Source organism: Vallitalea maricola (assembly GCF_036985595.1).
Classification (GTDB): Bacteria; Bacillota; Clostridia; order Lachnospirales; family Vallitaleaceae; genus Vallitalea; species Vallitalea maricola.
The window spans coordinates 1-25,814 of the sequence record NZ_BTPU01000017.1 but is presented as its reverse complement, the minus strand read 5'-3'; the positions used below and the strand labels follow the sequence as shown (position 1 = coordinate 25,814).

The following is a 25,814-nucleotide window of genomic DNA, read 5'->3' as shown; positions in this document are numbered from 1 at the left end:
ATCATATCTATATATGCTATACTTGCTTACCTTATCTAGGTATCAGTATTCTCATACATACATCCTTCAACTAACTTATTGTATAATGGATATTTAAAAATGGACGCACTTGTAGTAGGACCATCTAAAATTGCTGTTATATTTCTTTTAAATACCATCCATAAATCAGTTGATTGAGTCATTTTTTAACACACCTTTTCTTAATTATAAGCTTATATTTCTAACATTAAATCCTTCTTTACTTAACTAGGTTAGACAAATATAATAATACTGCTTATCAGTTATTTATTTTATCATAAGATACTCTTCTAGTCAAATTATCAAATATGTTAATTCCAAATAATACTAAGGCATTGAAATAACTCATATTCAATATAAATATTGCAACGTCAAATCTCTTATTAATTGTATTTAATCCTAGAAGAAAACCTATTACAATTAAAGATATTTGTCCAAATACCATGATAAATTTCAGATTATCTGAAATCACCCTTTTACTAAAAATAAATATCACTATAGCAAGAACCAATATTATAAGTGTTATAGCTGCTAATACCAAAGAATAGTCATAAAATTTTACAGAAGCCCACTTTATGAAATCTTTATCTACTCTATGTGATCTACCAAGTCTAACCATTAGATAGCTTGGTAAAGTAAAAGAACCTAGCAAACCGTAAAAAAACAGAATAATATTTACAGCAATTTTCATCTTTTGCATCTTTTTTGATATGCTCAATATAACTAATGCAATAATTAATATGATTGAGCACCATGTACATATATCCCCATATAAAAAACTCATCTTAATTCTCCCTCATTACTTATATATTTTTATTATGTATCTTTTATTAGTTTATCCGATAATCAAAGTAATGTCCATCACTTCACAAGTATTTTTAAGAATAAATTCCATATATAAGCATTTTTTAATTGACACATATTTCTATTGCTGATACAATATATTGTATATTATCAAGCTACCAACCACAACATAATGTGTTCAAAGTTACTGTTGGTGTATTAAGCTAAATAGATTATATATATAATTTTTAATTTATTAATATGGTTAATGTTTATGCTTAATAGAAATAATATACATAAAAGATTAATAACAATTTAATCCAGCTATAAAATACTTAACTTTATATAAGTGTTAAGATAAAAAGACGAAAGGAATGAATAATAATGATAAAAGTATTGAAAAGAAATGGCTCCATCGCGGATTTTGATGTCAATAAAATTATTACAGCTATATTATTATCGATGTCAGAAACTAAGGCAAGTGTTGATAATGTATTAGCTGAAACTATCGCTAAAAAAGCAGAAGAAAAATTACATACATACAATAATCCCGTATCAGTTGAAATAATACAAGACTTGGTTGAAGAATCCTTAATGGACTCTCCTAGAAAGGATGCTGCAAAAAGATATATACTCTATAGATATGAAAGAGATAAGACAAGAGATAAAAGAAGCAAACGTACCGATGGGAGGATATTGTCAGAAGAATTTGTCAGCCGCTACAAGCATCGCCCAAACCCAATGAAACAATTAGGCTCTTTTGTTTATTATAGAACATACTCTAGATGGCTTCCTGAAGAAAAAAGACGTGAATATTGGTGGGAAACCGTAAGACGAGCTGTAGAATACAATTGCAGTCTAGTCCCTACTACAAAAGCTGAAGCAGAAAAATTATATGATAATATCTTTAATCTAAGACAATTCTTATCCGGACGTACTTTTTGGGTAGGTAATACTGATGTTGCTAAGAATTATCCTATGTCCAATTATAATTGTTCGTTTACGATTATTGATGACTTTGATGCATTCAAGGATTTGTTTTACCTGTTAATGATAGGCTCTGGAGTAGGTATTAGAATATTAAAAGACGATATTGCTAAGTTACCAAAGATTAGAACTAAATTTGATATTATTCATGAAGATTATACCCCTACTCCAATACATCTAAGGGAAGACAATACAAGTTTAGAATTCAACCATAACAATACTGCTAAAATTATTATAGGTGATAGCAAAGAAGGATGGGTTCAAGCGATAGATTTTTATCTAAAAGTATTATATAGTAACGAATACCGTAAAATAAATACTATAATAATTAATTATAATCACGTGAGACCAAAAGGTGAAAAACTTAAGACCTTCGGTGGTACAGCCAGCGGTCACTCCAGCTTGAAAAACATGTTTATTAAAGCTACTAAAATAATCAAAAAACGTGGTGTATTGAACGGAGAAGATTATACTAAACTTCTTCCAATTGATTGCCTTGATATAGCTAACATCATTGGCGAAAATGTAGTTGTAGGCGGTGTTAGAAGAACTGCTGAGATTGTACTTGTAGATCCAGATGATAAAGAAGCTATTGAAGCAAAAAATAATCTATATAAACAAATTGATGGTCAATGGATTGTAGACGAAGATATTATTCACCGTCAAATGAGTAATAATTCCATCTATTATAGAGAAAAACCCTCTAGAGAACAATTACATTGGCAGTTAGAGCAAATGCGTTATTCTGGAGAACCTGGATGGGTTAATGAAGCTGCTGGTAAGAAAAGAAGACCCAATATGAATGGTGTCAATCCTTGCGGTGAGATTTTACTTGATTCAAAAGGATTATGTAATCTAACTACCGTCAATGTATTCTCTTTCATAAACAAAGATAACACTTTAGATTATGATGGTCTATATGAGGCACAAAAATTGTCAGCAAGAGCTGGATATAGAATGACTTGTACAGAATTAGAGATTCCTAGATGGAATTATATTCATAAAAGAGATAAACTATTAGGCTGTTCCTTGACTGGATGGCAAGATATGGTTAATGCAGTTGGGCTTACTACAAAAGAACAGGGAGAATTACTTAAAGAATTAAGAGAAATTGCAAAAACATCTGCCAAAGAATATGCTGGTGAAATAGGCGAAAACGAACCTCTACTAGTAACAACAATCAAACCTGAAGGAACCCTAAGTCAATTGCCAACTGTATCCAGTGGGGTTCACTACTCACATTCTCCATATTATATCAGGAGAATTAGAATAAACAGTGACGATCCGTTAGTAAAAGTATGTGAAGAATTAGAATACCCTATTTTCCCAGAAGTTGGTCAAGATTATAAGTCATGCACTACCAAGGTAATAGAATTTCCTGTAAAAGCTCCAAAAGGAGTTACCAAATATGATGTTACAGCAATTCAACAATTAGAGAATTATCAACTATTTATGGAACACTATGTAGATCATAACTGTTCTATTACGGTACATGTAAGAGATCATGAATGGGATGAAGTCGAAGAATGGGTATGGAATAACTGGGATAGTATTGTAGCATTATCTTTCTTATCACTAGATGGCAACTTTTACAAGCTATTGCCTTATGAGGCTATAGAAGAGGAAGAATTTAATGAAAGAACTGCTAAGTTAAGACCTTTTTTACCTAGTCTTATAAGTAAATATGAAAAAGAAGAGATTAATTTTGACATTGGTGATTCCAGTTGTGACAACGGAGTTTGTCCAATAAGATAATATACTACAATATAATTATGTAGGCTGTCTCACATACATTTTATGTATCATAGCCCAGTAATATAGAGTCTGTTTAACAGTCTAAATGGCTAAACAGACTCTATATTACTTAAGCTTATTATCACATAGATTTATAGTTAGCCAGCCTACTAATCTAGATTGCTGGCAGACTATCTACAAATTCATATAAATCCTCATATTTACCTCTATAGGTACAAATGATATCTTCTTCATCTCTATTGATTATATGATTTTCCAATAAATATGTTTTTAAACCTAATTCCCCTGCAACCAAATCTTCCTGTACATCATTTCCAACCATTATACATTCTTCAGGTTTTTTATTAATACAACTCAATATTTCTTCATAATAATTTACACATGGTTTACAAAAGTGACTAGTCTCGTAAGATGTTATATGATGAAAATCTGTCTCTTTGAGTCCAGCCCAATTAATTCTGTGGTGAATTGCCTTCAGTGGGAATAAAGGATTAGTAGCTAGAACAACAGTATACCCTTTATCTCTAAGCATATTGATACATTTAACAGAATAATCATTTTTTGATACTGCTTTTTCAACCTCTAAAAAGCCCCTATCATAAAAATCGTCAAATCTATTCTTATATTCATCAATTTCATCACCAACTAATTCTTCAAACTTATTCATGAATATTTCCATGTTAGTCTTCTGTTCTTCATTTTTTCTCATGACATCAGTTGCAGCCCATACATATTTTATAAACAATTCTTTATCAATGATATCCTCAAATACTTTGTGCATTTCATCAAAATATGTTTTAACAAATTTTTGTTCTTCTAATGGTAATAATGTACCGTCTAAATCAAATAGAAACGTATTCATTCTTGTACTCCTTACAAAAAATATTTAGATTATTTTAGGCAACCTATAATCCTTAATTAATTAAAGATAGTTTATATCAATGATATAAAAAAAATCCCAATAAATCAATAATAATTTAAGGGAATTTAAAAAAATACTTTGTTATATTTATTTTTTATTATATTTATAACCATGTAAGTTAGGATGCTATCTATTCTAAATGAACTTCAGTATGAATTATTTTTTGCATTAGAAATACTTCTATATGACAATCCTTCCCTCTTCAAATTGAAATATTTTTCTTATTTCAAATGTAGGTGTAATGCTTATAGTGAAAATGGCACTTTTAGCGACCCTTCTAGTACCTTCATTAAGAATGAGTGTAAAAGGTATGTTAGCTTTTACCAATATATTAATGATACTATGTATTTGTCCTAAGGTAATGACTCCAAGTTCATTACAATCTTTAAAAATATAAGATGATAATAATGATAGAACATCATTAATATTTTCCTCTCTCATTTTTCCACCTACCTAGTAACAAGTACCTTATATCATTATATGTAGAACAACTTTTATTGGATACTTGTATATTTTATTTATTATAATTCTAAGCTTAATATTTATTTATCATATTTTATGGTTCTACGAATATATTGTAATCACAAATAAAATATTTATGAGGTGGCATATTTGAGTATTGAAAAAAAAACTATGGAAATGATTGGCTTAATTAAAAGCACACCAGAATTCAAAAATGCAAAGAATCTAAAAAACCGGATTTTGCAAGATAGAAATTTGACAGCAATGATAAAAAATTTCCAATCTGAACAGGATAACTTATATAAAAGAAATCTTCCTCCAAATCAAATGGAAGCTGAAATGAAAAAAATCGCAGACAATTTTGAAAGAATTTCAAGTAGAACAATAATAAAAGATTACGCAGAAGCTATGCAGCAAGTTCAAGAAATGATATATCAGTCCAATATGACAATATTAGAATCCATTGACAAAGAACTGAATATATAAACTATACTATGTTAATGTCAAAAGGTGATACATTGAATTCATTGAGCATGAATAAATATAAAGATTGTAAGTTATAAGGCGCTTATTATTAGCGCCTTAATCCATATCCATCATATCGTCATCTTCATCCATATCTTCATCCATATCGTACATCATTCTATCCATAGCCATCCTATTCATATTATACATCTGATTCATACTATACATTGCCATTGCGTTCATACTATACATTGCCATTGCTGCCATATTAGCTAAATCATACATTGCCATCATTTGATTTCTCATCATCATAGGATTCATTGCAGGCATTTGATTCATTTGTCTCATGGATATCATCTGTGCCATGTCATCCATATCGTTCATGTCATCCATATCTTCCATATCATACATGTCGTCCATATCATACATATCGTCCATATCATACATATCATCAGGGTATTTGGGTTTTGCTGGTGCAATACGATTTTTTTTGTCATCTTTCTCCTTAACGCTATCAAAACTGTAAATCTTCTCCATCAGATTACTCCTTATAATTATTTCTAATATTAATATATGTTAATAATTATCATAGTGATAGAATAATTAGTATTATTTATATTTATGATTATTAACTTTTTTGTAATAATTTGATTCAAATATAGGTTTTAGATAAAAAATATGTTATACTAAATACTAAGGGAAAATTTGGAATTTATTTTAATAATAAACTTACAAATTAGCAAAAACAAAAAATCTAATTGAGGTGACAGTTTTGAAAAAAATCAAAGGAAAATTACTTACACTAAGTTTAATAATTAGCTCAATTCTATCAATTGCCGGTATTTGCTTCTCTATTATTTTGATTACAAAATATAATAATGCCGAAGAAATTATTAACACAACCCAACTAACTAATCTTGGATACATATTTTTAGCTGCTGCTGTTGCTAATCTACTAATCACATTATTTGTTCTTTATAGATTGGTCTTCAAACTCGCACCATCTATTAATACTATCAGCAAAAATGCTCTTTCCATAGCTAAAGGAGATCTTAGTTTTTCACTAGACAATAAAGTTTTAAAAACCAAAGATGAAAGCGGTAATTTATTAAGGTCTTTTGCACTCCTTAGAAATAGTCTTGCTGATTATATTGAGAAAATCAAGGAAAATACCGATAGATTATCTGATTCTTCTAATCTTATAAATGATTCTTCTAAATTAATATTGACAGGTATTGAAGAGATGTCAGGAGCTGTAGAACACATAGCTGAAAGTTCTTCATCTCAAGTTGCTAACGTAGAAAAAGGGCAACAAACCATAGATACTCTTGGAAAAATTATTGATGAAGATCTTAATATTATAAACTATCTATTAGACTCATTCAACGAAATCAATTCAGCTGTTGATGAAGGAGATAGTTCTCTAGATTCATTATTACAAAAAAGTTATGAAAGTGCTAACTCTACTAAAAGTGTATATGAAATTGTTAAGGAAACCAATGAAAATGCAGAAAAAATAAGTCAAGTTACAACTCTTATCGCTTCCATAGCAGAACAAACTAACCTACTTGCCTTAAACGCCGCTATTGAAGCTGCCAGAGCTGGCGAACATGGTAAAGGTTTTGCAGTAGTTTCAGACGAAATAAGACAATTGGCTGAACAATCAGCTACATCAACTGCTCAAATAGATGAAATTGTAAAAATGCTACAAGAAAAATCAAATACTGCTTATGAAGAAACAAAATTAGTTCGTAAAACTGTTAAATCTCAAATGGAAATGTTAACGGAAACTAAGAAGAAATTTGATGATATAAATAACTCCATTGAAATGTCACAACAATATGTTACTGGTATAAAATCTAACAGTACAAGCTTGATTAAATATAAGGATGAAGTACTAGAACAAATAGCTATAATATTTGAACTAGCAGAATCCAATGCAGCATCTACCGAAGAAGTGGCCGCTGGTTCTGAAAGCCAAGCTACACAAACTCAACAAATAAGCAAGGAGATAGATTCAATCTATATGCTTATCAATGAATTATCCTCAATAGTTAATCATTTCAAATTAGGCAACCATGAAAATGGGGCTGTCGAATAATACATTTTTAGAGATGTCAACAAGTTCTGGAAGATAGACTAGGTTGAGCTATCTTCCTTGATATTGACGTTAAAAATGTATTATCCAACACCCCTTATTTTATATGTCAATACAAATCTATTTCATTTTTTAATTTATCCATTAATTCTTTCACAGATATAATCTCTTTAATTTCATTTGCTCTACTACCTGAGAACACCAATCCCTCTTTTCCTTGAACAGAGTTTATTAATGCTTCTGAAATACAATATGGTGTTTCTCCTGGATTGCAGGTATGAAGACAGGAAAAACATTTCTTGATTGGTATTTTTCCTTTTTGTGTTTTACATATAAAATTGTTATTAATAGCTCTACCAGGAAGACCTACGGGACTTTTAATAAGACATATATCATCTTTTGTAGAATTAATGTAGGCTTCTTTGAAACTATCACATGCATCACATTCGTTTGTAGCAACAAATCTAGTTCCCATTTGAACACCTTGTGCTCCTTCTGATAAGATTTTCCCTATATCATTTCCATCAATAATACCACCTGCTGCTATAACAGGTATATTTCTATTATATTTCTCCTCATATGGAGATACCATACTTAAAACATTTTTCACTATCTCTTCTAAACTTTTACATGTATTAGATATTAAGTCTTTTGCCTTGAAGCCTAGATGTCCACCAGCCTTAGCTCCTTCTACTATTATAGCATCTGGTAGACGGTTATATTTTTCCCATTGCTTAAGTATGATTCTAGCTGCTTTGCTGGATGATACAATAGGAATGATTTTGGTAGAGCTTCCCTTTACAATCTTAGGTAATTCCATAGGCAAGCCGGCACCTGATATAATAATATCAATTTTTTCATTAATTGCTGTTTTTACATATTCTTTATAATTAGTCATAGCTACCATTAAATTAACACCAATAATACCATCTTTGCTTAATCTCCTTGCTTTTTTTATCTCTTTCTTCAAAGCTCTCACATTAGCTTCTAATGTATTAGTTAAAAAATCTGGTTCTGTATATCCAATCTGAACACCTGATATAACTCCAATACCACCTTCATTAGCTACTGCTGAAGCTAAATTAGCCTTTGATACGCCTATTCCCATACCACCTTGTATAATAGGTAATTTAATATTCAAATCTCCGATTTTCAGCTTTGGTATATTCAATTCAGTCATCCTCCTAAAGTCATATTATTTGACAAACAAATATTTTGATAATCAAAGTATAATCCATTTTAATAATATTGTCAAGTCAATATGTGATTTTAAAAACTACGTCTTGGATTATTGCTATCGCAATCATATAATAATATTGACTATGTAGGCAAAAAAAATACCTATAGATTAAACATTTTTAATGTTCTCTCTATAGGTATTACTATATTAGTTCTTCATATGACGATTTATTGCACTGATCAAAGCTCTTATAGAAGCTAGATTAATATTTGAATCTTTTCCTATACCAAATTTCACTTCATCTTTTTCATTTATAAGTCCTATATAAGCAACTGCTTGAGCGTCTGCACCACCATTCATACTGTGTTCTTCATATTCAACTAATTTGAATGGTTCTATATCTAATTCTCTTATACCTTTTACAAACGCTGCAATTGGACCATTACCTACACCTTTGACCTGTTTTGTTTCACCTCTAAAAGTTACTTCTGCTGAAACGGTTACTTTTACATCTTTTTTCTTAGTATCTTTATCTTCAATTATACTTTCAAATCTATTTAGTGATAAGATGCTATCTTGCACAAAATACTCATTATTGAATATATCAAATATTTCTTGAGGATTTAATTCTTTTCCTGTTCTATCAGTTACACCTTGTATCAACTTACCTACTTCCGGATGCATCTTCTTAGGTAATTTGTAGCCATATTCTGATTGAAGAATATATGCAATACCACCTTTTCCAGACTGGCTGTTAATTCTGATGATAGCTTCATACTCTCTACCTATATCTGAAGGATTAATCGGAAGATAAGGAACTTCCCAGTATTTATTTTCGTTTTGATTATAGACATCCAAACCTTTTTTTATAGCATCTTGATGTGAACCAGAAAAAGCTGTATAAACCAATTCCCCTGCATAAGGATGACGCTCGTGTACTTTTAGTAACGTACACTCTTCATATACGTTAATTATATGGTTGATATTATCAATATTCAATTCTGGATCAATTCCTTGTGAATATAGATTCATGGCAACTGTCAACATATCTAAGTTACCTGTTCTTTCACCATTACCGAATAAAGTACCTTCAACCCTGTCTGCTCCAGCTAACATTGCAAGTTCAGTAGCAGCAACACCTGTTCCTCTATCATTGTGAGTATGGACACTTATGATAACACTGTCTCTACAGCTAATATTTCTGCAGAACCATTCAATCTGGTCAGCATAGACATTAGGCATTGACATTTCAACTGTTGCAGGTAAATTAATGATTATCTTATTTTCTTCTGTTGGCTCCCAAGCTTCTATAACAGCTTCACATATTTCTAATGCGTAATCAAGTTCTGTTCCAGTAAAACTTTCTGGTGAATATTCTAGAATAATTTCTTTAACATTACTTTTCTTAGCACATTCTTTTATTAATTTGACTCCATTTACCGCTATATCAATAATAGCTTCTTTATCTCTTTTGAATACTACTTCTCGTTGTAATGTTGATGTAGAATTATATACATGTACAATAGCTCTCTTACAACCATCTATAGCTTCAAAAGTCTTTTTGATAAGTTCTTCTCTAGCTTGTGTAAGAACTTGAATTGTCATATCATCATCTAGCATATTTTCTTCAATCAATTTACGTGTAAAATCAAATTCAGCTTTTGAAGCTGAAGGAAAACCAACTTCAATCTCTTTGAAGCCCATTTCTTTTAATAGATAGAACATCTTTGTTTTCTTCTCAACATTCATGGGTATAGGAAGCGATTGATTACCGTCTCTTAAGTCAACACTACACCAAATAGGTGCTTTTTTTATTGTATTTGAAGGCCACCTACGATCATCTAATTTTACAGGTTCATATTTTTTATAATTTTTAAAACTCATTCCAATTCCTCCTCTAAATGATTATTATTGTCAAATTAACTAAACTTACTCAACGTTTTTACCTATAAGACAAGAAAAAAGGCTACTCCTTAATTAGCAAATCTTTTCTATAAGAATAAAAAAGGACCTGCAGCTCTTGATTCAAGAGACGAAGGTCCGTGGTACCACTCTTATTTATTTCTTGGTAGAAATACACTCAGATGGATATAGTAAATGATAATTAACAAAAATGTTTGTAAATAGCAGCCTAATATGAATAGACCTGTAAAAAATGTTGTATATAAATTAAAAAACCTTTCGTCAAAAGAGACGAAAGGTATAATTTATCGCAAACCACTCTTTACAAAAACAAATTTGTAATCCTATAGATACAGGTAACATTTACCGATATCCTGCCAATCTAACGGTTGGGTTCCGTCTCCTCCTACTAAACTTTCAGCGAGCAACTCCAAGGCGAGTTCAATATTTATCAAATGCTATTTCACACCAACCAATAGCTCTCTGTAATAATCCAAATATCTACTATTCCTTTTCACAGTCTTTTTACATATCAATTTTTTAATATATTATCATCAATTTATTCATTTGTCAATATTAAAAATGTATTTTTTTTAATTTATTAGTATTTTTATACAGTGTCATATATAAACTATCTATTTATTTCTTTTTTTAATTTATCTATTCCAGCTTCAATTCTTCTTATAGATTCTTCTTTACCTAATATATCTGCTAAGTCAAAAGCACCCCCTGGTGTCATAGCTTTTCCTGATAACGCAGTTCTCAAAGGCCATAACATCTGACCATTCTTGATGCCTAATTCCTTTACGAAAGCCATTACAGATTCATGTAAGCTATCTACATCAAATTGCTCCTGCTCTTTTAATATTGGAAGAAGCTTTTCCAAATTCTCTAATGAGTTTTCCGGATTAGTCTTCATTCTTTTATGATTATACAAATCAATATTATAATCTGGTAATTCTTCAAAGAAGTCAAGATGAGACGGTATATCTGTTAATACTTCTACTCTTGATTTTATCAAAGGACTAATCTTTCTAAGATCAATATAGTCTTTTGTAACAACCTTCTTCATATAAGGTAAAGCTATTTCATGGAATTTATCATCTGACATTTTTTTGATATATTCCCCATTCATCCATTTGAACTTTGTCATATCAAATACAGCTGGAGACTTATTAATATGTTTATAATCAAATTCCTTTATAAGTTCTTCTTTTGTAAATATCTCTTCATTAGATCTGGGACTCCATCCTAAAAGTGCAACAAAATTAACTATTGCTTCGGCAAGGAAACCTTGTTCTATAAGGTCTTCATATGATGAATGTCCACTTCTTTTACTTAATTTTTGATGTTCTTCATTAGTAATAAGAGGACAATGTACATAAGTAGGTACTTTCCAACCAAATGCTTCATATAATCTATTATACTTTGGTGAAGATGATAAATATTCGTTACCTCTTACAACATGGGTTATTCCCATTAGATGGTCGTCAATAACATTAGCAAAATTATATGTTGGATAACCATCTGACTTTATTAAAATCATATCATCCAACTCTGAATTATCTACAGTGATAGTTCCGTATATATCATCATTAAATGATGTACTTCCAGTAGCAGGGTTATTCTGTCTAATAATGTATGGTACATTATCAGCAAGTTTTTTTTCTATTTCTTCTTTTGATAGACTCAAACAATGTTTATCGTATCTGTAAGTTTCTTTTGCTTCTTCTGCCTTGTTACGTAAATCGTCTAATCTTTCCTTATCGCAGAAACAATAGTATGCTTCCCCTTTATTTATTAATTCTTTTGCATATTTTAGATATATCCCTTGTGCTTGTCTCTCACTTTGAACATATGGTCCTACACCGCCATCTTTGTCAGGTCCTTCATCATGTATTAACCCAGTGTTTTTTAGAGTATTATAAATAATCTCTAAAGCACCCTCCACATATCGTTCTCTATCTGTATCTTCTATACGAAGTAAAAAATCTCCATCTTCATGCTTAGCTATTAAATAAGCATATAGAGCTGTTCTAAGATTACCAACATGCATTCTACCTGTTGGACTAGGTGCAAACCTAGTTCTGATTTTAACTTTTTCCATGTTACTGCCTCCATTATTTATTGATGTGTTCTATCAATATTTATATCAATTCATTTAGCTATAATATTATATTAAGTTTTTATATAAGTCAACTAGATATATCCAATTTTATCATATAATATAATATTTCTTGTCAAACTGAATCTCTAACCATATTAAACCTATTAATGTTGATATTAAGGCATAATATATATTGTTCACCTTTTGAATCTACTATGTACTTGGAAACTCCTAAACATATGTTGTTAGTCAGTAGTGAATGAAATGGTTTTGTTATCCAAACATCTAAGATTGTATTAACTAACCTTTCATAAATCTCCTTTTTAGAGAAATCCATAGATTTTTTGGAAATATTAAATATTGAAGAATTTCTTGTTCTAAAATTATCTTTATTAATATAGGCATCACTAACCTGAATACCTTTCATATCCAGTATCCAGCAATTCTCAACATAAGAATACTCATCAAATATTTGTTTGAAATTATCTTCCTCATGCCCGATATCAACACCGTCAATTTGTTCTTTTATATTATTCATAAAATTTATAATGTTTATCATGGTACTTCTATTACTATCAACTTTATTTTTGAAATAATATTCTTCCATACTATCTTTTCGTTTAAAATTATGTATTATATTATCAATTTTACTCGAAGATAATTTACTGGGTCTAGCTATATAATAGCCTTGAACAAACTGAGCTCCACATTCAATAAAAAAATCCAGGTCTTTGTCGTTTTCTATACCTTTTGCGACTACAACCATTCCCATCTCATGTGCTATGGAAGATATGAATTTCAATAAGTATTTTCTATACTGTTCACTTTCCAGACTTTGAAGTAAAAAAGTATTGATTTTAATAATATCTGGATTAATCAATAATATCTTATCAAGATTATAATAATCTTTACCCATATCATCAATACTCATGTAAAAGCCTTTTGCTCTATATTTTTCAATAAAAAGCTCTATCTCTTTTACTGAGTATAAATCAAAATCACATAAATCTATTGCAATGTTTTCATATGGAATATTATATTCATCTGCACACTGGGTCAAATAATCATAAGTAATTGAATAAGATATAAAGCTATCTTCAATATTTATAAATAATAAAGTACTTTTATTTTTATTATATATATGTGTAAATTCTTGTATTGCTTTTCTTACACATAATTTATCTAATTCAACAGTGAGTCCGCATATTCTCGCTTGTCGAAATAATTCATTAGGATTAACACTTGTATTAGTGTTAGGATCAACTCCTCTTGCCAGAGCTTCAATACCAACAGCAAAATCCTCATGAGGTGATAAAATGACTTGCATTAATATATCAATACTTTCCTGTTCTATGATATCTGTAATACTAATGTTATTCATTATAATTGCCCCTAAATTATATTTTGTCAATATAGGAAAATTCTATTTTCCTCGTTCTATTACGTTATTAAGTTATTAAATCGCAATTATTCAACTAAAAATTGTTTATCCATCATAGCAATATGCTAAATTTAACTAGGTTAATTATATCAATTAACTTTCATATTGTAAACAAATTGTTATAGTCTTCTATAATTATTATTATTGCTCTTTTATTTTATTTGTTGAAGTATGGAGCTAAAGCTTTCAACATTTCTATTATCTAGCAGAGGTTCAAAAATATCCCCTACCCTTTTTATCCTATCCAAGGCATTGAATATAGTAAAATCTTGTGGCTTAATACCTGCTTTTACTTCTTCCCACTTCACTGGCATTGAAACAGAAGCATACTTCGTAGCTCTTGGGGAATAAGGTGTAATAATACTCTTCCCCTCCCACATCTGTAGATAATCAAAATATAATTTTTTACCTCTTTTTTCTTTTAGTCTTTCTATAGTTATGATATGTGGGTATTTATTTGCAAAATACTCAGCGAAAAATTTACTGATCTGCCTAGCCTCGTTGTAATCATACTTTTCCCCAATAGGTATATATATCTGTAATCCAGTTGCGCCAGAAGTTTTTACATAACTGGTAATTTTAAGCTTATTTAGAGTATCATATACTTTCAAAGCTACTTCAATAACCTGTTCAAAAACTTGTCCTTCTGATGGATCAAGGTCAAATACTAGATTAGTAGGTGAAAAAGGTTTTTGTATTCTGTTGAAGGTTGTATGAAATTCAAGTGAAGCTAAATTGCCAAGCCATACAAGAGTAGCTTGTTTATTAAGATTGATATACTCACTTCCATCTTTCCATCTAGCCGAGTCAACAAATTCTGGAGCATAACTTGGAACTTTTTTCTGATAGAAGAATTTTTTATCATAACCGTCTGGATATCTGATAGTAGTCAGAAATCTATCTTTTGCATGTTTTATAATATATGGTGTTATATATATTAAGTATTTCAGATAGTCCACTTTTGTTATACCAAGCTCTGGCCATAATATTTTATGTGGATTTGATATTTTTATTTTATTATTGTCTACCATAATTATTTTATCCACGATAGGTATACTCCTCTCCAATAGCTTCTGTAGCTTTTTTTGAACTAAACCCTATTATCTTTGGATGCCGTAAAGAGTTGGTATTTGTCCACTCTAAAAAACTGACCCAACAAGTTAAAATAGGTTTTATCCATATAACATTTTTAGCTTTATCTATATTAGTGAATGGACTTTTATCCATACTGATTACGCTCATGTATTCTTTTAGCAAGTTAAGATCAGATTCCTTGAGTCCTATGCTCGCATTACCAATATAAAAAATATTTCCTTCACTATATATCCCCAATAATAGAGATTTTATCTTACCATTACCTAATTGTATACCGCCAATAGCTGTCAACATCTTTTTGAATATTTTAGTTTTATACCACATATCATGTTTTTTACCAGCTATATATTTACTCTTTATATTTTTGGATACTATACCTTCATAATTTTTCTCTTCCATCAATTTATATAATTTTTCTCCATCATCAAATGAATCCGTTATCGTTATTATACTACTTTTACTTAATGTTCTATGGAGAATCTCTATTCTATCTTCTAAGGGATGACTTCTTAAGTCTTTACCATCTAAGAATAATATATCAAAAACTATATATTTTATTGGATATTTATCTGCATAATATTTTATCTTAGTCTGATTTCTTACTCTTTCTCTATTAAGTATATAATTAAAAGTTGGGCGTAAATTATCATCAAGAACTATGATTTCACCATCAATAATGCCTCTTTTACCATTAAAAAGTTGATTTATATCATTTAATTCAGGATAATAATCTGTTCTTTCATTACCATTCTTAGTAAAAACCTTGTAAGCACCACTGTCTATATACGTAATACCTCTAATACCATCCCATTTTATTTGATGTATGAAGTCATCATCCTCAATTATTTCTGTAGATAAAATAGGTTCCATGGGTTTTATTAATTCCATAATCAAAAACCTCTCTAACTAACTTGTCTGTTTCTTTGCTGTAGTTTTTTTCTTCTTTGTAGGTGGTTTAACTTTCCCAGTCTTAGTCTCTTTTAAACTAGCTTGCAGTGCTTCCATCAGATCTATTACGTTTCTCTCTGGAGCTTCTTTGGTTACTTTTATTTCTTTGCCGGAGATTTTCTTGTTAATTAATTCAATCATAGCTTCTCTATAATCATCTTTGTATTTATTTGGTTCAAACTTAGCTGTTAGATTATCAATCAACTGGTTAGCTATATTAAGTTCTTTTTCATCAACTTGCTCATCTTCTGGTAAACCTGGTACCTGACTAATGGGACGTACTTCATCTGGATAGAATATAGTTTCCATTACAAGTACGTTCTTGTATACTCTAAGAGCCGCTAAAGATTGTTTATTTCTAATAGTTATAGTTGCAATAGCTATTTTCCCTGTTTCTTCCATAGCTTTTCTAAGGAGTTTATAAGCCTTTCCCACTATATCTTGTGGAGCAAGGTAATATGTTTTATTGAAATATATTGGATCTATCTCCGAAAGTTTTACAAAATCAACTATTTCAATGGATTTACTGTTGATTTCATTTTTAACAGAATTCAAATCTTCATCACTTATAATTACAAAATGACCTGGTTCATATTCAAATCCTTTTACTATATCTTCTTCTGCAATCTCTTTGTTACATGTGGGACAAATTTTTTTATATTTAATAGGAGTATTGCACTCCTTATGAATATATCGAAATCTAACATCTTTATTTTCAGTAGCCGCAAACATTTTGATTGGTATATTAACTAAGCCAAAACTAATTGACCCTTTCCACATAGTATGCATTTATCGTCTTCCTTTCATAGAATTTTATTCAAAATATAATAATTTTTAATAAGCTGATAACAATATTCTATATTGAAAATCATGCTATATTCCTATTGTTGATTACTTTATTATTTGTAAAAGCTAATGTAATAATTCATACAATCTCAATCATATTATTTAATAATAGATTATTAACTTATATTGTAAAGAAAGGAGATTTGTATGATTTATAACGAAATATATGTATACGATGAAAAAGGTAAAATACTGATGCTGACTAATGAAAAACAACTTGATTATTATCTGAAATTAGGCTTTAAAAGAATCACCGAAGAAGAAGCAAAAACTCTCCCTGATTATGATAAAATAAAAGAAATTCTTGATATGTAATTAAATACTTTTTAGTCTATTTTATAATGACTATTGCTGATTTAAATGGTATACTACAATTAATAAAAGTCATTAAAATACATATTAAGGAGTTGAAGGTAATGACACCTAGAAAAAAATATTATGAAAACACAAGTAAGAATCTGATAAAACAATTTCAGAAAAGAAGGATTGAAGCTTATTATTGTGAAAACAAACAACTGGCAAAAGATAAAATTCTTGAATTATTAAATGATGGTTCTACAGTTTCATGGGGTGGTTCAATGACTTTACATGAAATTGATTTACTTGATTCTCTTAAAAATGGTAATTATAATCTATTAGATAGAAGTACTGCCAATAATAATGAAGAAGCAGCCAAAATTTATCATCAGGCTCTATCTGCTGATTATTATCTTATGAGTTCCAATGCTATTACACTTGATGGAAAATTAGTCAATATAGATGGTAATGGCAATAGGCTTGCTGCTTTGATATATGGTCCTAGTAATGTAATTGTTGTTGCTGGAATGAATAAGGTTGTTTTAGATGAAGAAGCTGCATTAAAAAGAGTCCGAAATGAAGCTTCACCTATCAATACAGTTAGATTAAATAAGAATACACCATGTTCAATCACAGGTAAATGCAGTGATTGCCTTAGTGATGATTGTATCTGTTGCCAAACAGTTATAACAAGAATGTCACGAGTACCTAATAGAATTAAAGTTATTCTTGTTGGAGAAGAATTAGGATATTGATGTATATTTATTCTTTTTTTATATTTTTTGGAAATCTTTCTAGATATTGACATAGATATATATGTATGATAATATCAATCAGTAAACATATACATAGTTATTCTAGGCATTATAAGAAAGGTGGTTATTTTTGTGAAACAACCAAGAAAGTTATTTACTATTTTGTGTATGTCACTTGTTCTTTGTTTAGTATCAATCAATTACAATTTTCAAGTAGCTTATGCAAATCCTGCACCAATCAAGCAGCAGCAACCTGAACAACCTAGCATATGGGCATTAGAAGATGTTCAGATGTTAAGTATCTATGATATTATTGATATATCTATGTTTGGGCAATATCAATCAAATGTAACTTATAGAGAATTATATACTGTAGGTGTTAAGTTATATGAAAAACTAACTGGCGAAACAGTATCTGATGAAAATATAACAATTGATGATATCGCTTTACAAAAAGCTGCTTACAAATTATTTAACGTATTTTTATTAGATGATAATATGAATGTAGTCGTTACAAGAAAAGATGTTGTAAACGTTCTATATAATGTTATCAAAAAAGCTGAACCAACTTTCGACTATGAACTGGATTATTCACTTTCTTTTGATGATATTTCATCAATGGATGATAATCTTAATGGTGTCAAATACTTGGTTTCTAATAACCTTCTAAATGGTATCGGTAATAATAAGCTAGGACTTGAAAATAATTGTACTAAAGAACAACTTTTGTCCTTAACAAGAAGAGCTTATTATTATGCTATTCAAAAATCTGATAGAGCTGCAAAAGGTGCTTTTTGGAAAGTTAGCGGTGGAAAAAATACAGTTTATCTTCTAGGTTCAATACATATAGCAGATTCAAGTATTTATCCAATGAATGATGACATATTAGAAGCTTTTGATTCATCTGATGCTTTAGCTGTTGAGGTTAATTTATTAGATAGCCAAGAAGGAATTGCTTATATGCAGCAAAAAATGGTATATTCTGATGGAACTACTATAGCCCAACATGTTTCAAAAGAAACTTATGAAGCTTATGAAGAAGCAATGAAGAGTTTTGGCGTGGTTACAAAAGAGCAATATGATTTATTAAAACCTTGGAGTGCAGCCTTTACTATTCAAAATCTACAAGCTGCTGAACAATCAATCCAAGCAGGACTTGGTGTAGATGTTTATTTTATGTCCAAGGCTTTATTCAGAAAACCAATAATTGAAATTGAAGGCTATAAATTCCAAACTGATTTATTTGAATCATTTGATTCAGAGTTCCAAGAACAATTTTTACAGAGTGTATTGACTAAACCTGAAGAAAAAGCAGAAGATAATGAAGAAACTGATCCTGCTGTTGATTCAATGGACAATGTTGATACGATAGCTGGAATGTTAGAATCTTGGAGAACAGGAAATGTTGGAGAATTAGAAGAAACAGTAGCATATGATGAAAATTCTACTGATGAATTTACTAAGAAATTCTGGATTGATAGAAATGATCATATGTATGAAAGTGTATTAAGTTATCTTAATGATGATAGTGAAAAAACTTATTTTGTAATAGTTGGAGCTGGTCATATGGTAACTAATGCAGGGATAGTTAAGAAGTTAGAGGATGAAGGTTATAGTGTTGAACAGATAAAATAGCTTTTGTTGTGAGTTATAAAAAATAGTTAGTTTTGTGGTTTGAGACTAACGTATGGCTATATTAGTGGTATATGATTCGTTTTACTTGCCTTACTCCAAAGGAACGGTCTGTGTAAAACGAATCATATACCACTTTTTTATGCCCGTTATTTTTTAATATCATGAGTGTATGGTCAACTATTTTTCATAAGTGATTTGTTTATGAAATACTGATATGTATTTCATAATAGAAAAAAGCTCAGTGGGGTTAGCACTGAGCTTTTTGATATATTATATATTATTTATTTTTAGTATAGTGGATATTTTTTTACTAGGTCTTTTACTAGGTTCTGTGCTTTTTCTTTGTTGTTTTCGAAATCGCTGAGTGCTAGATATATGATTTCGGCGATGGTATCCATATCTTCTTCTTTCATTCCTCTTGTTGTAACAGCAGGTGTTCCGAGTCTTATTCCGCTAGTTACAAATGGACTCTTAGGGTCAAATGGTACTGTGTTTTTGTTGCATGTTACTGATACTTCATCTAGTAATTTTTCTGCAACTTTACCAGTTAAGTCCATATTTTGAAGGTCAACTAATAGTAGATGGTTATCTGTTCCCCCTGATACAAGATTAAACCCTCTTTTAGTTAGACCTTCTGCTAAAGCTTTAGCATTGTTGATTGTTTGTTGCTGATATTTTTTAAAGTCTTCTGATAAGGCTTCCTTGAAGCTGACTGCTTTTGCAGCTATAACGTGCATCAAAGGCCCACCTTGGATACCTGGGAATATAGCTTTATCAATTATCTTAGCAAATTTTTCAGGACATAAGATAAGTCCGCCTCTTGGTCCTCTTAATGTTTTATGAGTTGTAGATGTTACAAAGTCCGCATATGGTACTGGGCTTGGGTGAAGTCCTGCAGCAACTAATCCTGCAATATGTGCCATATCTACCATTAGATAAGCTCCAACTTCATCAGCTACTTCTCTAAATTTCTTGAAATCTATTGTTCTAGCATAAGCACTTGCTCCAGCTACAATAAGTTTTGGTTTACTTTCTTTTGCAATTTTCATTAGTTCATCGTAATCGATATAACCCTCTTTGTTTACACCATATGGTACGATTTTATATTGTTTACCTGAAATATTAACTGGACTTCCGTGTGTTAAGTGTCCCCCATGTGATAAATTCATACCCATAATAGTATCACCAGGATTAAGTACTGCAAAATAAACAGCTAAGTTAGCATTAGCACCAGAATGAGGTTGAACATTAGCATGTTCTGCACCAAATAATTCTTTTACTCTGTCTCTTGCTAGATCTTCCGCTATATCTACGCATTCACAACCGCCATAATATCTTTTACCTGGGTAACCTTCTGCATATTTATTAGTTAACTGGCTTCCCATTGCTGCTAATACTGCTTTTGATACAAAATTCTCTGAAGCTATAAGTTCAATGTTATCCCTTTGCCTGTTTATTTCCTTGTCCAGTGCACTAGCTAATTCTGGATCAACGCTTTTAATTTCATCAAATGTATACATCTACATACCTCCATTTTTACTTAGTAAATCAATGAAATCATTATAGCATAAGTTAATCTATATTGGAATACGCATTTAGTATATTTGATTTATTTCCTTTTTTTATGAATTTATGAAATACCTAACTTAACATTCATTAATAGTAATCAGAAAATATCTAAATATTGAAAACACCTAGCCCTGATAAGAATATAAGGAAAATTAGTACAGGTATGATATACTTCAATAAAAAGATCCAAAAGTTAGCTAATCTAAATTTGACAGTACCTTCGTTAGTAGCTTCATTCAATGCTTTTTTCTTACCTAATATCCAACCGACAAATAAGCATATCATCAATCCACCGAATGGTTGTAATATATTGGAAGTTAGAAAACCATATAGATCGAATATGCTTTTACCACCAATCATTACATGGCTTAAGCTGCCTTTTGATAATGACGAAAATATACACATTACAAATACAATTATGCTAGTTATAATAACGGCTTTTCTTCTGGTCCATTTTCGTTGTTCTATTAAGTAAGCAACTGGTATTTCTAATAGGGATATAGACGAAGTAATAGCAGCTATAGTCAATAATATAAAGAATAATGTTGAGAATATAATTCCAAGGTTAGTTCCCATTGTAGTGAATACTGCTGGAATAGTAACAAATGCAAGACTTGGTCCTTCTTCTGGTGTAAAACCAAATGCAAAAACTGCTGGAAGAATAACAAATCCAGCCATAATGGCTACTGATGTATCTAGCAATGGAACTATTATTGCATTCTTAACCAAATTTTCACTTTTATTTAAGTAACTTCCGTAAGTAACCATACATGCCATACCTAGGCTCAAAGAGAAAAATGCTTGTCCCGCTGCGTTAAGTATTACTTTTGGTGTTATCTCGCTAAAGTTAGGCTTAATAAAAAATTCAACACCCGCCATAGCTCCTTCAAGTGATAAACTTTTAAAAGTTAGTATTATCATAATTACAAATAATGCAGGCATAAGGATTTTACTAGCCTTTTCAATTCCTTTATTTATACCTGATGAAACTATGACAATATTAAGAATTATATATATGCCTCCCCAAAAAATTGGTTGAAAGTCATTAACTACCAACTCATTAAATGAATTAGATAAAAAGTTAGGGTCTGTTGAACTAATTGTTCCTGTAATAGCCTTAAAAATATATGCTAATGACCATCCACCAACAATCATATAAAAACCCATAATCAAAAATGCAACTATAACACCAATGAATCCTATAAAACCAAATCTTTTATCAATATTTTTAAAAGCTCCAACTGCATTACTCTGAGAGTATCTTCCAATAGTAAATTCTGCAAGCATTAATGTGAACCCTATTATTGCTACAGTTATTAAATAAATAAGTACAAAAGCTCCTCCACCATTTTCTCCAGCTAGATATGGAAACCTCCATATATTTCCTAAACCAACAGCTGATCCTCCAGCTGCTAGTATAAAACCTATTTTACTTCCCCATTGACTTCTCTGAACATTATTATCCTTCAATGTATACACTTTCCTCTCTGCAATTATAAAGTTACGTCTTTTGAATTTTACATAACAAACAAAAGCAAGTCAATTAGTTATATTTGCCTATTCAATTAGTGCTTTTTTACCATTTGTAAATAGTGTAATTAATATAGTAATATAAAAAAGATACATATAAACACTTATTCTAAGATAAAATAAGTATATCCTATTTATGTTAAAAAAAATACTAATTTTATTTAAATTATCATTATAAAAGATTTACTAAATATTGTTAATTCCTATTAAAGATATTATTTATTATAATTTTGAATATTGAATTGATACCCGCTTAAGTATAGTGTACAATGTATTTGATTAGATTAACAGCTGGATTGTATATAAAATATCAAAAAATAAGCTAATTTTTATTATAAAGGAATAATTATAAGGTGATCATATGAACTATAAACTAATTTTCAAATCAGCTATTCTTTCAGGAGAGATCATGTTAAGAAATGGTGCTGAAACTTATAGAGTTGAAGATACTATAAATAGAATATTGAAAACAACTAATTTTCAGGTTATTGAATCCTTTGTTACGCCGACAGGAATATTTGCCACTCTAGACGATCCAACAATTGAAATGATTACATATGTAAAAAGGGTTAATAAACGAACTATCCATCTATCCAAAGTAGAACTTACTAACGATATTTCCAGAAAATATTGTACCAATCAACTTACTATAGAAGAAGCTTATGAAAAATTACTTGAAGTTAAATCAAAACCAGCTTATTCAAATATGCTCACAATCATAGCTACTGGTTTGGCAGCTGGTTTTTTTACAACAGTTTTCAGTGGAAATCTTAAGGATTTTATTGTATCTTCCTTTATCGGTGCCAACTTAGCTATTATAGATATATTATTCAAGAAGTTGAATATATATAAATTCTTTTATGATATAGTTGGTGGTTGTTTAATTGCACTGATTGCTATTTTATTTACTAAATTTATTCCTCTAGGAACAAATTTTGACTTAATAATTATTGGTTCCATCATGCCTTTGGTTCCAGGTGTTGCTTTTACCAATGCAATTAGAGATACTATTGAAGGTAATTTATTATCTGGTATATCGAGAGGTGTTGAAGCTCTAATTGTAGCAGCATCCATTGCAACTGGTGTAGGAGTAGTTCTGAAACTATATTATTTGTTATCTGGAGGTATAGCAATATGATTATTCAAGTAATAGCAGCTTTTTTTGCAACTTTGTTTTTCTCAATAATTTTTAATATCTCAAAGAATCAATTACTTTATTGTGGTATTAACGGAGCTATAGGTTGGCTTGTTTATTTATTGACAATAAATATAGACTCCATTATTTTTTCAACATTCCTTGGAGCTTTAACTATTAGTATTATAGCCCATATATTATCTAAAATAAGAAAAACACCAGTTACAGTATATTTAATTGCAGGTATCATCCCTTTGGTTCCAGGAGCAATATTATATAAGGCAATCTATAATATTGTTATTCAAGATTATGATATGTCTACATACTATGGTATACAGGCTATTGAACTGGCATGTGCTATAGCTGTAGCAGTTTTTTTGGTTGCTTCTGTAACAAAATCTCCACGAATGAAAAAATAATATATTGAACTTAATAAATTCAAGTTCAATATATTATAATTAGTTTTATAGTATGTCCATATAATATTTATCAATAATTATTCCTTGTCGTCCCACTTTTCTGTCTCCATTCCTTTATCATTAAGTACCCCTAGTATAATCCCTATTGTGCATAGTCCTTCAACAATAATCATCACATTTTCATTAGGAACTTTTACACCTGCCGCAACAAGTATCATAACAATTGTACTAGCTATACTAATAATTACTTTGGTATTTGTTAACCTTCGTAGAATTTCTTTTTTCATCTACTACACCTCCTTTTTAAGTAATCTAGCTATAACTGTTGCTAGTTCCCCTCTAGATACTTTTTCATCAGGTTTAAACTCTCCATTTGGATACCCAGACATTATACCTTGTAAAACAACCTCATTTATATATTGTTCTGCCCAATGCCCCTTAATATCAGTTAAGGTATTTTTATTATTCAATGCTTGTATAATTTGATCAAAAGGGTATTTTTCTCCTGGACAATTTGGTTTCCTTCTTGGGTCAATTTCATAATGCCCGAGTATATGTTTTCTATCTAAAGGTATATCAACATTCCATTTTCTTTTAACATAATCTATTATATATTGATGTAACCAAATGGTTGCCGCCAGCTGTTTATCTGTCAATTTTCCTTGTGTCATCCTATGTATTCCTTCATGTTCTATAGAAACTGAATACCAATTAGGATTAACTCCCATCTCTTTCACAATAGAAGCAGTAGAATATTTTCTGTTTTGTGAACTAATTCCATTAGCCCATGCATTATCTTCGATCTTAACAAATTGATATATCTCTCCTGATTTAGTAACAAGAAAATGTGCTGATGATACTGTATTACCGGAACTAGTAAACCAATTTATAGTAGATTTTGCTGACCCTTCTGTTATGTGATTAACAATTATTTTAGGGGCATGTCCTCTCCTAGTAGACTTATTAGTATTGTCATTTCCTTTCCAAATAATTTTATAATTAGCCATTTTTTCACCTCACTTTCTTAATTCTTCTTCTTAAGTGTTTTATAGTACTTAATTCATTATATGCTTATGAAAAAGAGAAAGTGAACGTTATAAGAAATTCCGTTTATACCATAGCATTAATTGTATATTTTTTCATACTAAAAAAAGGCACTGTACATAAATAATTACATACACTGCCTTTTAGTCTAGGAATTTACTTTCTTTCTTTTTTTTCTTGCATACTCTGCTTGTTTGTCCAAACATTCTTGACATCTTAGATATCCTGTACTATGTGGTTTACTGCAATCAATGCACAACCCCTGCTCTTTCCTAGATTCTTTTAATTTTCTTGTGTAATACGTACTTTTCATTGTTCCTCACTCTTTCTGACAATCATTCTAGTATATATTTTGTCCTTTTTTAGACGTTATTAAACTAATTATCTTTTTACATATTACTTATAAATAATATTTTACCAT

25 protein-coding genes and 1 other annotated feature are annotated in these 25,814 nt (G+C 30.0%); of the genes, 8 read left to right on the top strand and 17 right to left on the bottom strand.

Annotation, left to right across the window (positions count from 1 at the left end; translation table 11 throughout):
- Positions 1 to 35: 35 nt before the first annotated feature.
- Together AACQ14_RS05600 and AACQ14_RS05595 are read right to left on the bottom strand one after the other, a co-directional pair.
- Entirely contained in the window at positions 36 to 182 is a 147-nt protein-coding gene (locus AACQ14_RS05600) for a hypothetical protein (protein ID WP_339362595.1), read from the bottom strand.
- A gap of 95 nt (positions 183 to 277) precedes the next feature.
- Positions 278 to 802 (bottom strand): hypothetical protein, encoded by a 525-nt coding sequence (locus AACQ14_RS05595; protein WP_339362594.1) that lies wholly within the window; start codon positions 800 to 802, stop codon positions 278 to 280.
- Positions 803 to 1,185: 383 nt separating this feature from the next.
- Between AACQ14_RS05595 and nrdJ the strand changes: the two genes are divergently transcribed.
- A complete protein-coding gene (gene nrdJ / locus AACQ14_RS05590) occupies positions 1,186 to 3,543 on the top strand; it encodes a ribonucleoside-triphosphate reductase, adenosylcobalamin-dependent (protein WP_339362593.1) in 2,358 nt (785 codons plus the stop codon).
- 154 nt (positions 3,544 to 3,697) lie between these two features.
- On the opposite strand, the gene AACQ14_RS05585 is transcribed toward nrdJ, so the two are convergent.
- Complete coding sequence (locus tag AACQ14_RS05585) at positions 3,698 to 4,405, bottom strand: HAD family hydrolase (RefSeq protein ID WP_339362592.1); 708 nt, start codon at positions 4,403 to 4,405, stop codon at positions 3,698 to 3,700.
- A 240-nt stretch (positions 4,406 to 4,645) separates the two neighbouring features.
- A complete protein-coding gene (locus AACQ14_RS05580; RefSeq protein WP_339362591.1) occupies positions 4,646 to 4,906 on the bottom strand; it encodes a hypothetical protein in 261 nt (86 codons plus the stop codon).
- A gap of 171 nt (positions 4,907 to 5,077) precedes the next feature.
- On the opposite strand from AACQ14_RS05580, the gene AACQ14_RS05575 reads away from it, so the two are divergent.
- A complete protein-coding gene (locus AACQ14_RS05575; protein WP_339362590.1) occupies positions 5,078 to 5,413 on the top strand; it encodes a YlbF/YmcA family competence regulator in 336 nt (111 codons plus the stop codon).
- Between the two features lie 96 nt (positions 5,414 to 5,509).
- Here the strand turns inward: AACQ14_RS05575 and AACQ14_RS05570 are convergent, their stop codons facing one another.
- Positions 5,510 to 5,929, bottom strand: coding sequence for a hypothetical protein (locus AACQ14_RS05570; RefSeq protein ID WP_339362589.1), 420 nt, complete (start codon positions 5,927 to 5,929; stop codon positions 5,510 to 5,512).
- Between the two features lie 235 nt (positions 5,930 to 6,164).
- Here AACQ14_RS05570 and AACQ14_RS05565 point away from each other — a divergent pair, with 235 nt between their 5' ends.
- Positions 6,165 to 7,493: a methyl-accepting chemotaxis protein gene (locus AACQ14_RS05565; RefSeq protein ID WP_339362588.1), complete on the top strand. Its 1,329-nt coding sequence runs from the start codon at positions 6,165 to 6,167 to the stop codon at positions 7,491 to 7,493.
- 106 nt (positions 7,494 to 7,599) lie between these two features.
- Here the strand turns inward: AACQ14_RS05565 and AACQ14_RS05560 are convergent, their stop codons facing one another.
- From AACQ14_RS05560 to ku, 7 genes are all read right to left on the bottom strand, one after another.
- Positions 7,600 to 8,670: an NAD(P)H-dependent flavin oxidoreductase gene (locus AACQ14_RS05560; RefSeq protein ID WP_423247985.1), complete on the bottom strand. Its 1,071-nt coding sequence runs from the start codon at positions 8,668 to 8,670 to the stop codon at positions 7,600 to 7,602.
- A gap of 207 nt (positions 8,671 to 8,877) precedes the next feature.
- On the bottom strand, positions 8,878 to 10,554 hold the full coding sequence (gene leuA, locus AACQ14_RS05555) for a 2-isopropylmalate synthase (RefSeq protein WP_339362586.1): 1,677 nt from the start codon (positions 10,552 to 10,554) through the stop codon (positions 8,878 to 8,880).
- Between the two features lie 302 nt (positions 10,555 to 10,856).
- Positions 10,857 to 11,099: a binding site (T-box leader), on the bottom strand.
- Between the two features lie 104 nt (positions 11,100 to 11,203).
- Positions 11,204 to 12,679, bottom strand: a complete 1,476-nt coding sequence (gene gltX / locus AACQ14_RS05550) for a glutamate--tRNA ligase (RefSeq protein WP_339362585.1) — start codon at positions 12,677 to 12,679, stop codon at positions 11,204 to 11,206.
- A 133-nt stretch (positions 12,680 to 12,812) separates the two neighbouring features.
- Positions 12,813 to 14,060, bottom strand: a complete 1,248-nt coding sequence (locus AACQ14_RS05545; RefSeq protein WP_339362584.1) for an EAL domain-containing protein — start codon at positions 14,058 to 14,060, stop codon at positions 12,813 to 12,815.
- Between the two features lie 212 nt (positions 14,061 to 14,272).
- Entirely contained in the window at positions 14,273 to 15,166 is an 894-nt protein-coding gene (ligD, locus tag AACQ14_RS05540; protein ID WP_339362583.1) for a non-homologous end-joining DNA ligase, read from the bottom strand.
- Entirely contained in the window at positions 15,159 to 16,103 is a 945-nt protein-coding gene (gene ligD / locus AACQ14_RS05535; RefSeq protein WP_339362582.1) for a non-homologous end-joining DNA ligase, read from the bottom strand. The genes ligD (AACQ14_RS05540) and ligD (AACQ14_RS05535) overlap by 8 nt, the downstream gene beginning before the upstream one ends.
- Positions 16,104 to 16,121: 18 nt before the next feature.
- The gene (gene ku, locus AACQ14_RS05530) at positions 16,122 to 16,952 is read right to left on the bottom strand and encodes a non-homologous end joining protein Ku (RefSeq protein WP_339362581.1); all 831 of its coding nucleotides are present in this window, start codon (positions 16,950 to 16,952) and stop codon (positions 16,122 to 16,124) included.
- A gap of 204 nt (positions 16,953 to 17,156) precedes the next feature.
- On the opposite strand from ku, the gene AACQ14_RS05525 reads away from it, so the two are divergent.
- From AACQ14_RS05525 to AACQ14_RS05515, 3 genes are all read left to right on the top strand, one after another.
- Positions 17,157 to 17,324 carry a hypothetical protein gene (locus AACQ14_RS05525; protein ID WP_339362580.1) on the top strand — a complete coding sequence of 56 codons (168 nt, stop codon included), beginning with the start codon at positions 17,157 to 17,159 and terminating at the stop codon, positions 17,322 to 17,324.
- 101 nt (positions 17,325 to 17,425) lie between these two features.
- Positions 17,426 to 18,061 carry a lactate utilization protein gene (locus tag AACQ14_RS05520; protein ID WP_339362579.1) on the top strand — a complete coding sequence of 212 codons (636 nt, stop codon included), beginning with the start codon at positions 17,426 to 17,428 and terminating at the stop codon, positions 18,059 to 18,061.
- A 132-nt stretch (positions 18,062 to 18,193) separates the two neighbouring features.
- The gene (locus AACQ14_RS05515; RefSeq protein ID WP_339362578.1) at positions 18,194 to 19,696 is read left to right on the top strand and encodes a TraB/GumN family protein; all 1,503 of its coding nucleotides are present in this window, start codon (positions 18,194 to 18,196) and stop codon (positions 19,694 to 19,696) included.
- A 287-nt stretch (positions 19,697 to 19,983) separates the two neighbouring features.
- Here the strand turns inward: AACQ14_RS05515 and glyA are convergent, their stop codons facing one another.
- Both glyA and AACQ14_RS05505 read right to left on the bottom strand, forming a co-directional pair.
- On the bottom strand, positions 19,984 to 21,216 hold the full coding sequence (glyA, locus tag AACQ14_RS05510) for a serine hydroxymethyltransferase (protein ID WP_339362577.1): 1,233 nt from the start codon (positions 21,214 to 21,216) through the stop codon (positions 19,984 to 19,986).
- A 157-nt stretch (positions 21,217 to 21,373) separates the two neighbouring features.
- Entirely contained in the window at positions 21,374 to 22,735 is a 1,362-nt protein-coding gene (locus tag AACQ14_RS05505; protein ID WP_339362576.1) for a sodium-dependent transporter, read from the bottom strand.
- Between the two features lie 421 nt (positions 22,736 to 23,156).
- Between AACQ14_RS05505 and AACQ14_RS05500 the strand changes: the two genes are divergently transcribed.
- Complete coding sequence (locus tag AACQ14_RS05500) at positions 23,157 to 23,933, top strand: threonine/serine exporter family protein (protein WP_339362575.1); 777 nt, start codon at positions 23,157 to 23,159, stop codon at positions 23,931 to 23,933.
- Entirely contained in the window at positions 23,930 to 24,349 is a 420-nt protein-coding gene (locus tag AACQ14_RS05495; protein ID WP_339362574.1) for a threonine/serine exporter family protein, read from the top strand. Before AACQ14_RS05500 ends, AACQ14_RS05495 begins: the two co-directional genes overlap by 4 nt.
- Before the next feature lie 77 nt (positions 24,350 to 24,426).
- On the opposite strand, the gene AACQ14_RS05490 is transcribed toward AACQ14_RS05495, so the two are convergent.
- The 3 genes from AACQ14_RS05490 to AACQ14_RS05480 form a co-directional block, all read right to left on the bottom strand.
- Complete coding sequence (locus AACQ14_RS05490) at positions 24,427 to 24,636, bottom strand: hypothetical protein (protein WP_339362573.1); 210 nt, start codon at positions 24,634 to 24,636, stop codon at positions 24,427 to 24,429.
- A 3-nt stretch (positions 24,637 to 24,639) separates the two neighbouring features.
- Positions 24,640 to 25,356, bottom strand: coding sequence for an N-acetylmuramoyl-L-alanine amidase (locus AACQ14_RS05485; RefSeq protein WP_339362572.1), 717 nt, complete (start codon positions 25,354 to 25,356; stop codon positions 24,640 to 24,642).
- A gap of 185 nt (positions 25,357 to 25,541) precedes the next feature.
- Positions 25,542 to 25,706, bottom strand: coding sequence for a hypothetical protein (locus tag AACQ14_RS05480; protein ID WP_193774740.1), 165 nt, complete (start codon positions 25,704 to 25,706; stop codon positions 25,542 to 25,544).
- Positions 25,707 to 25,814 lie beyond the last annotated feature (108 nt).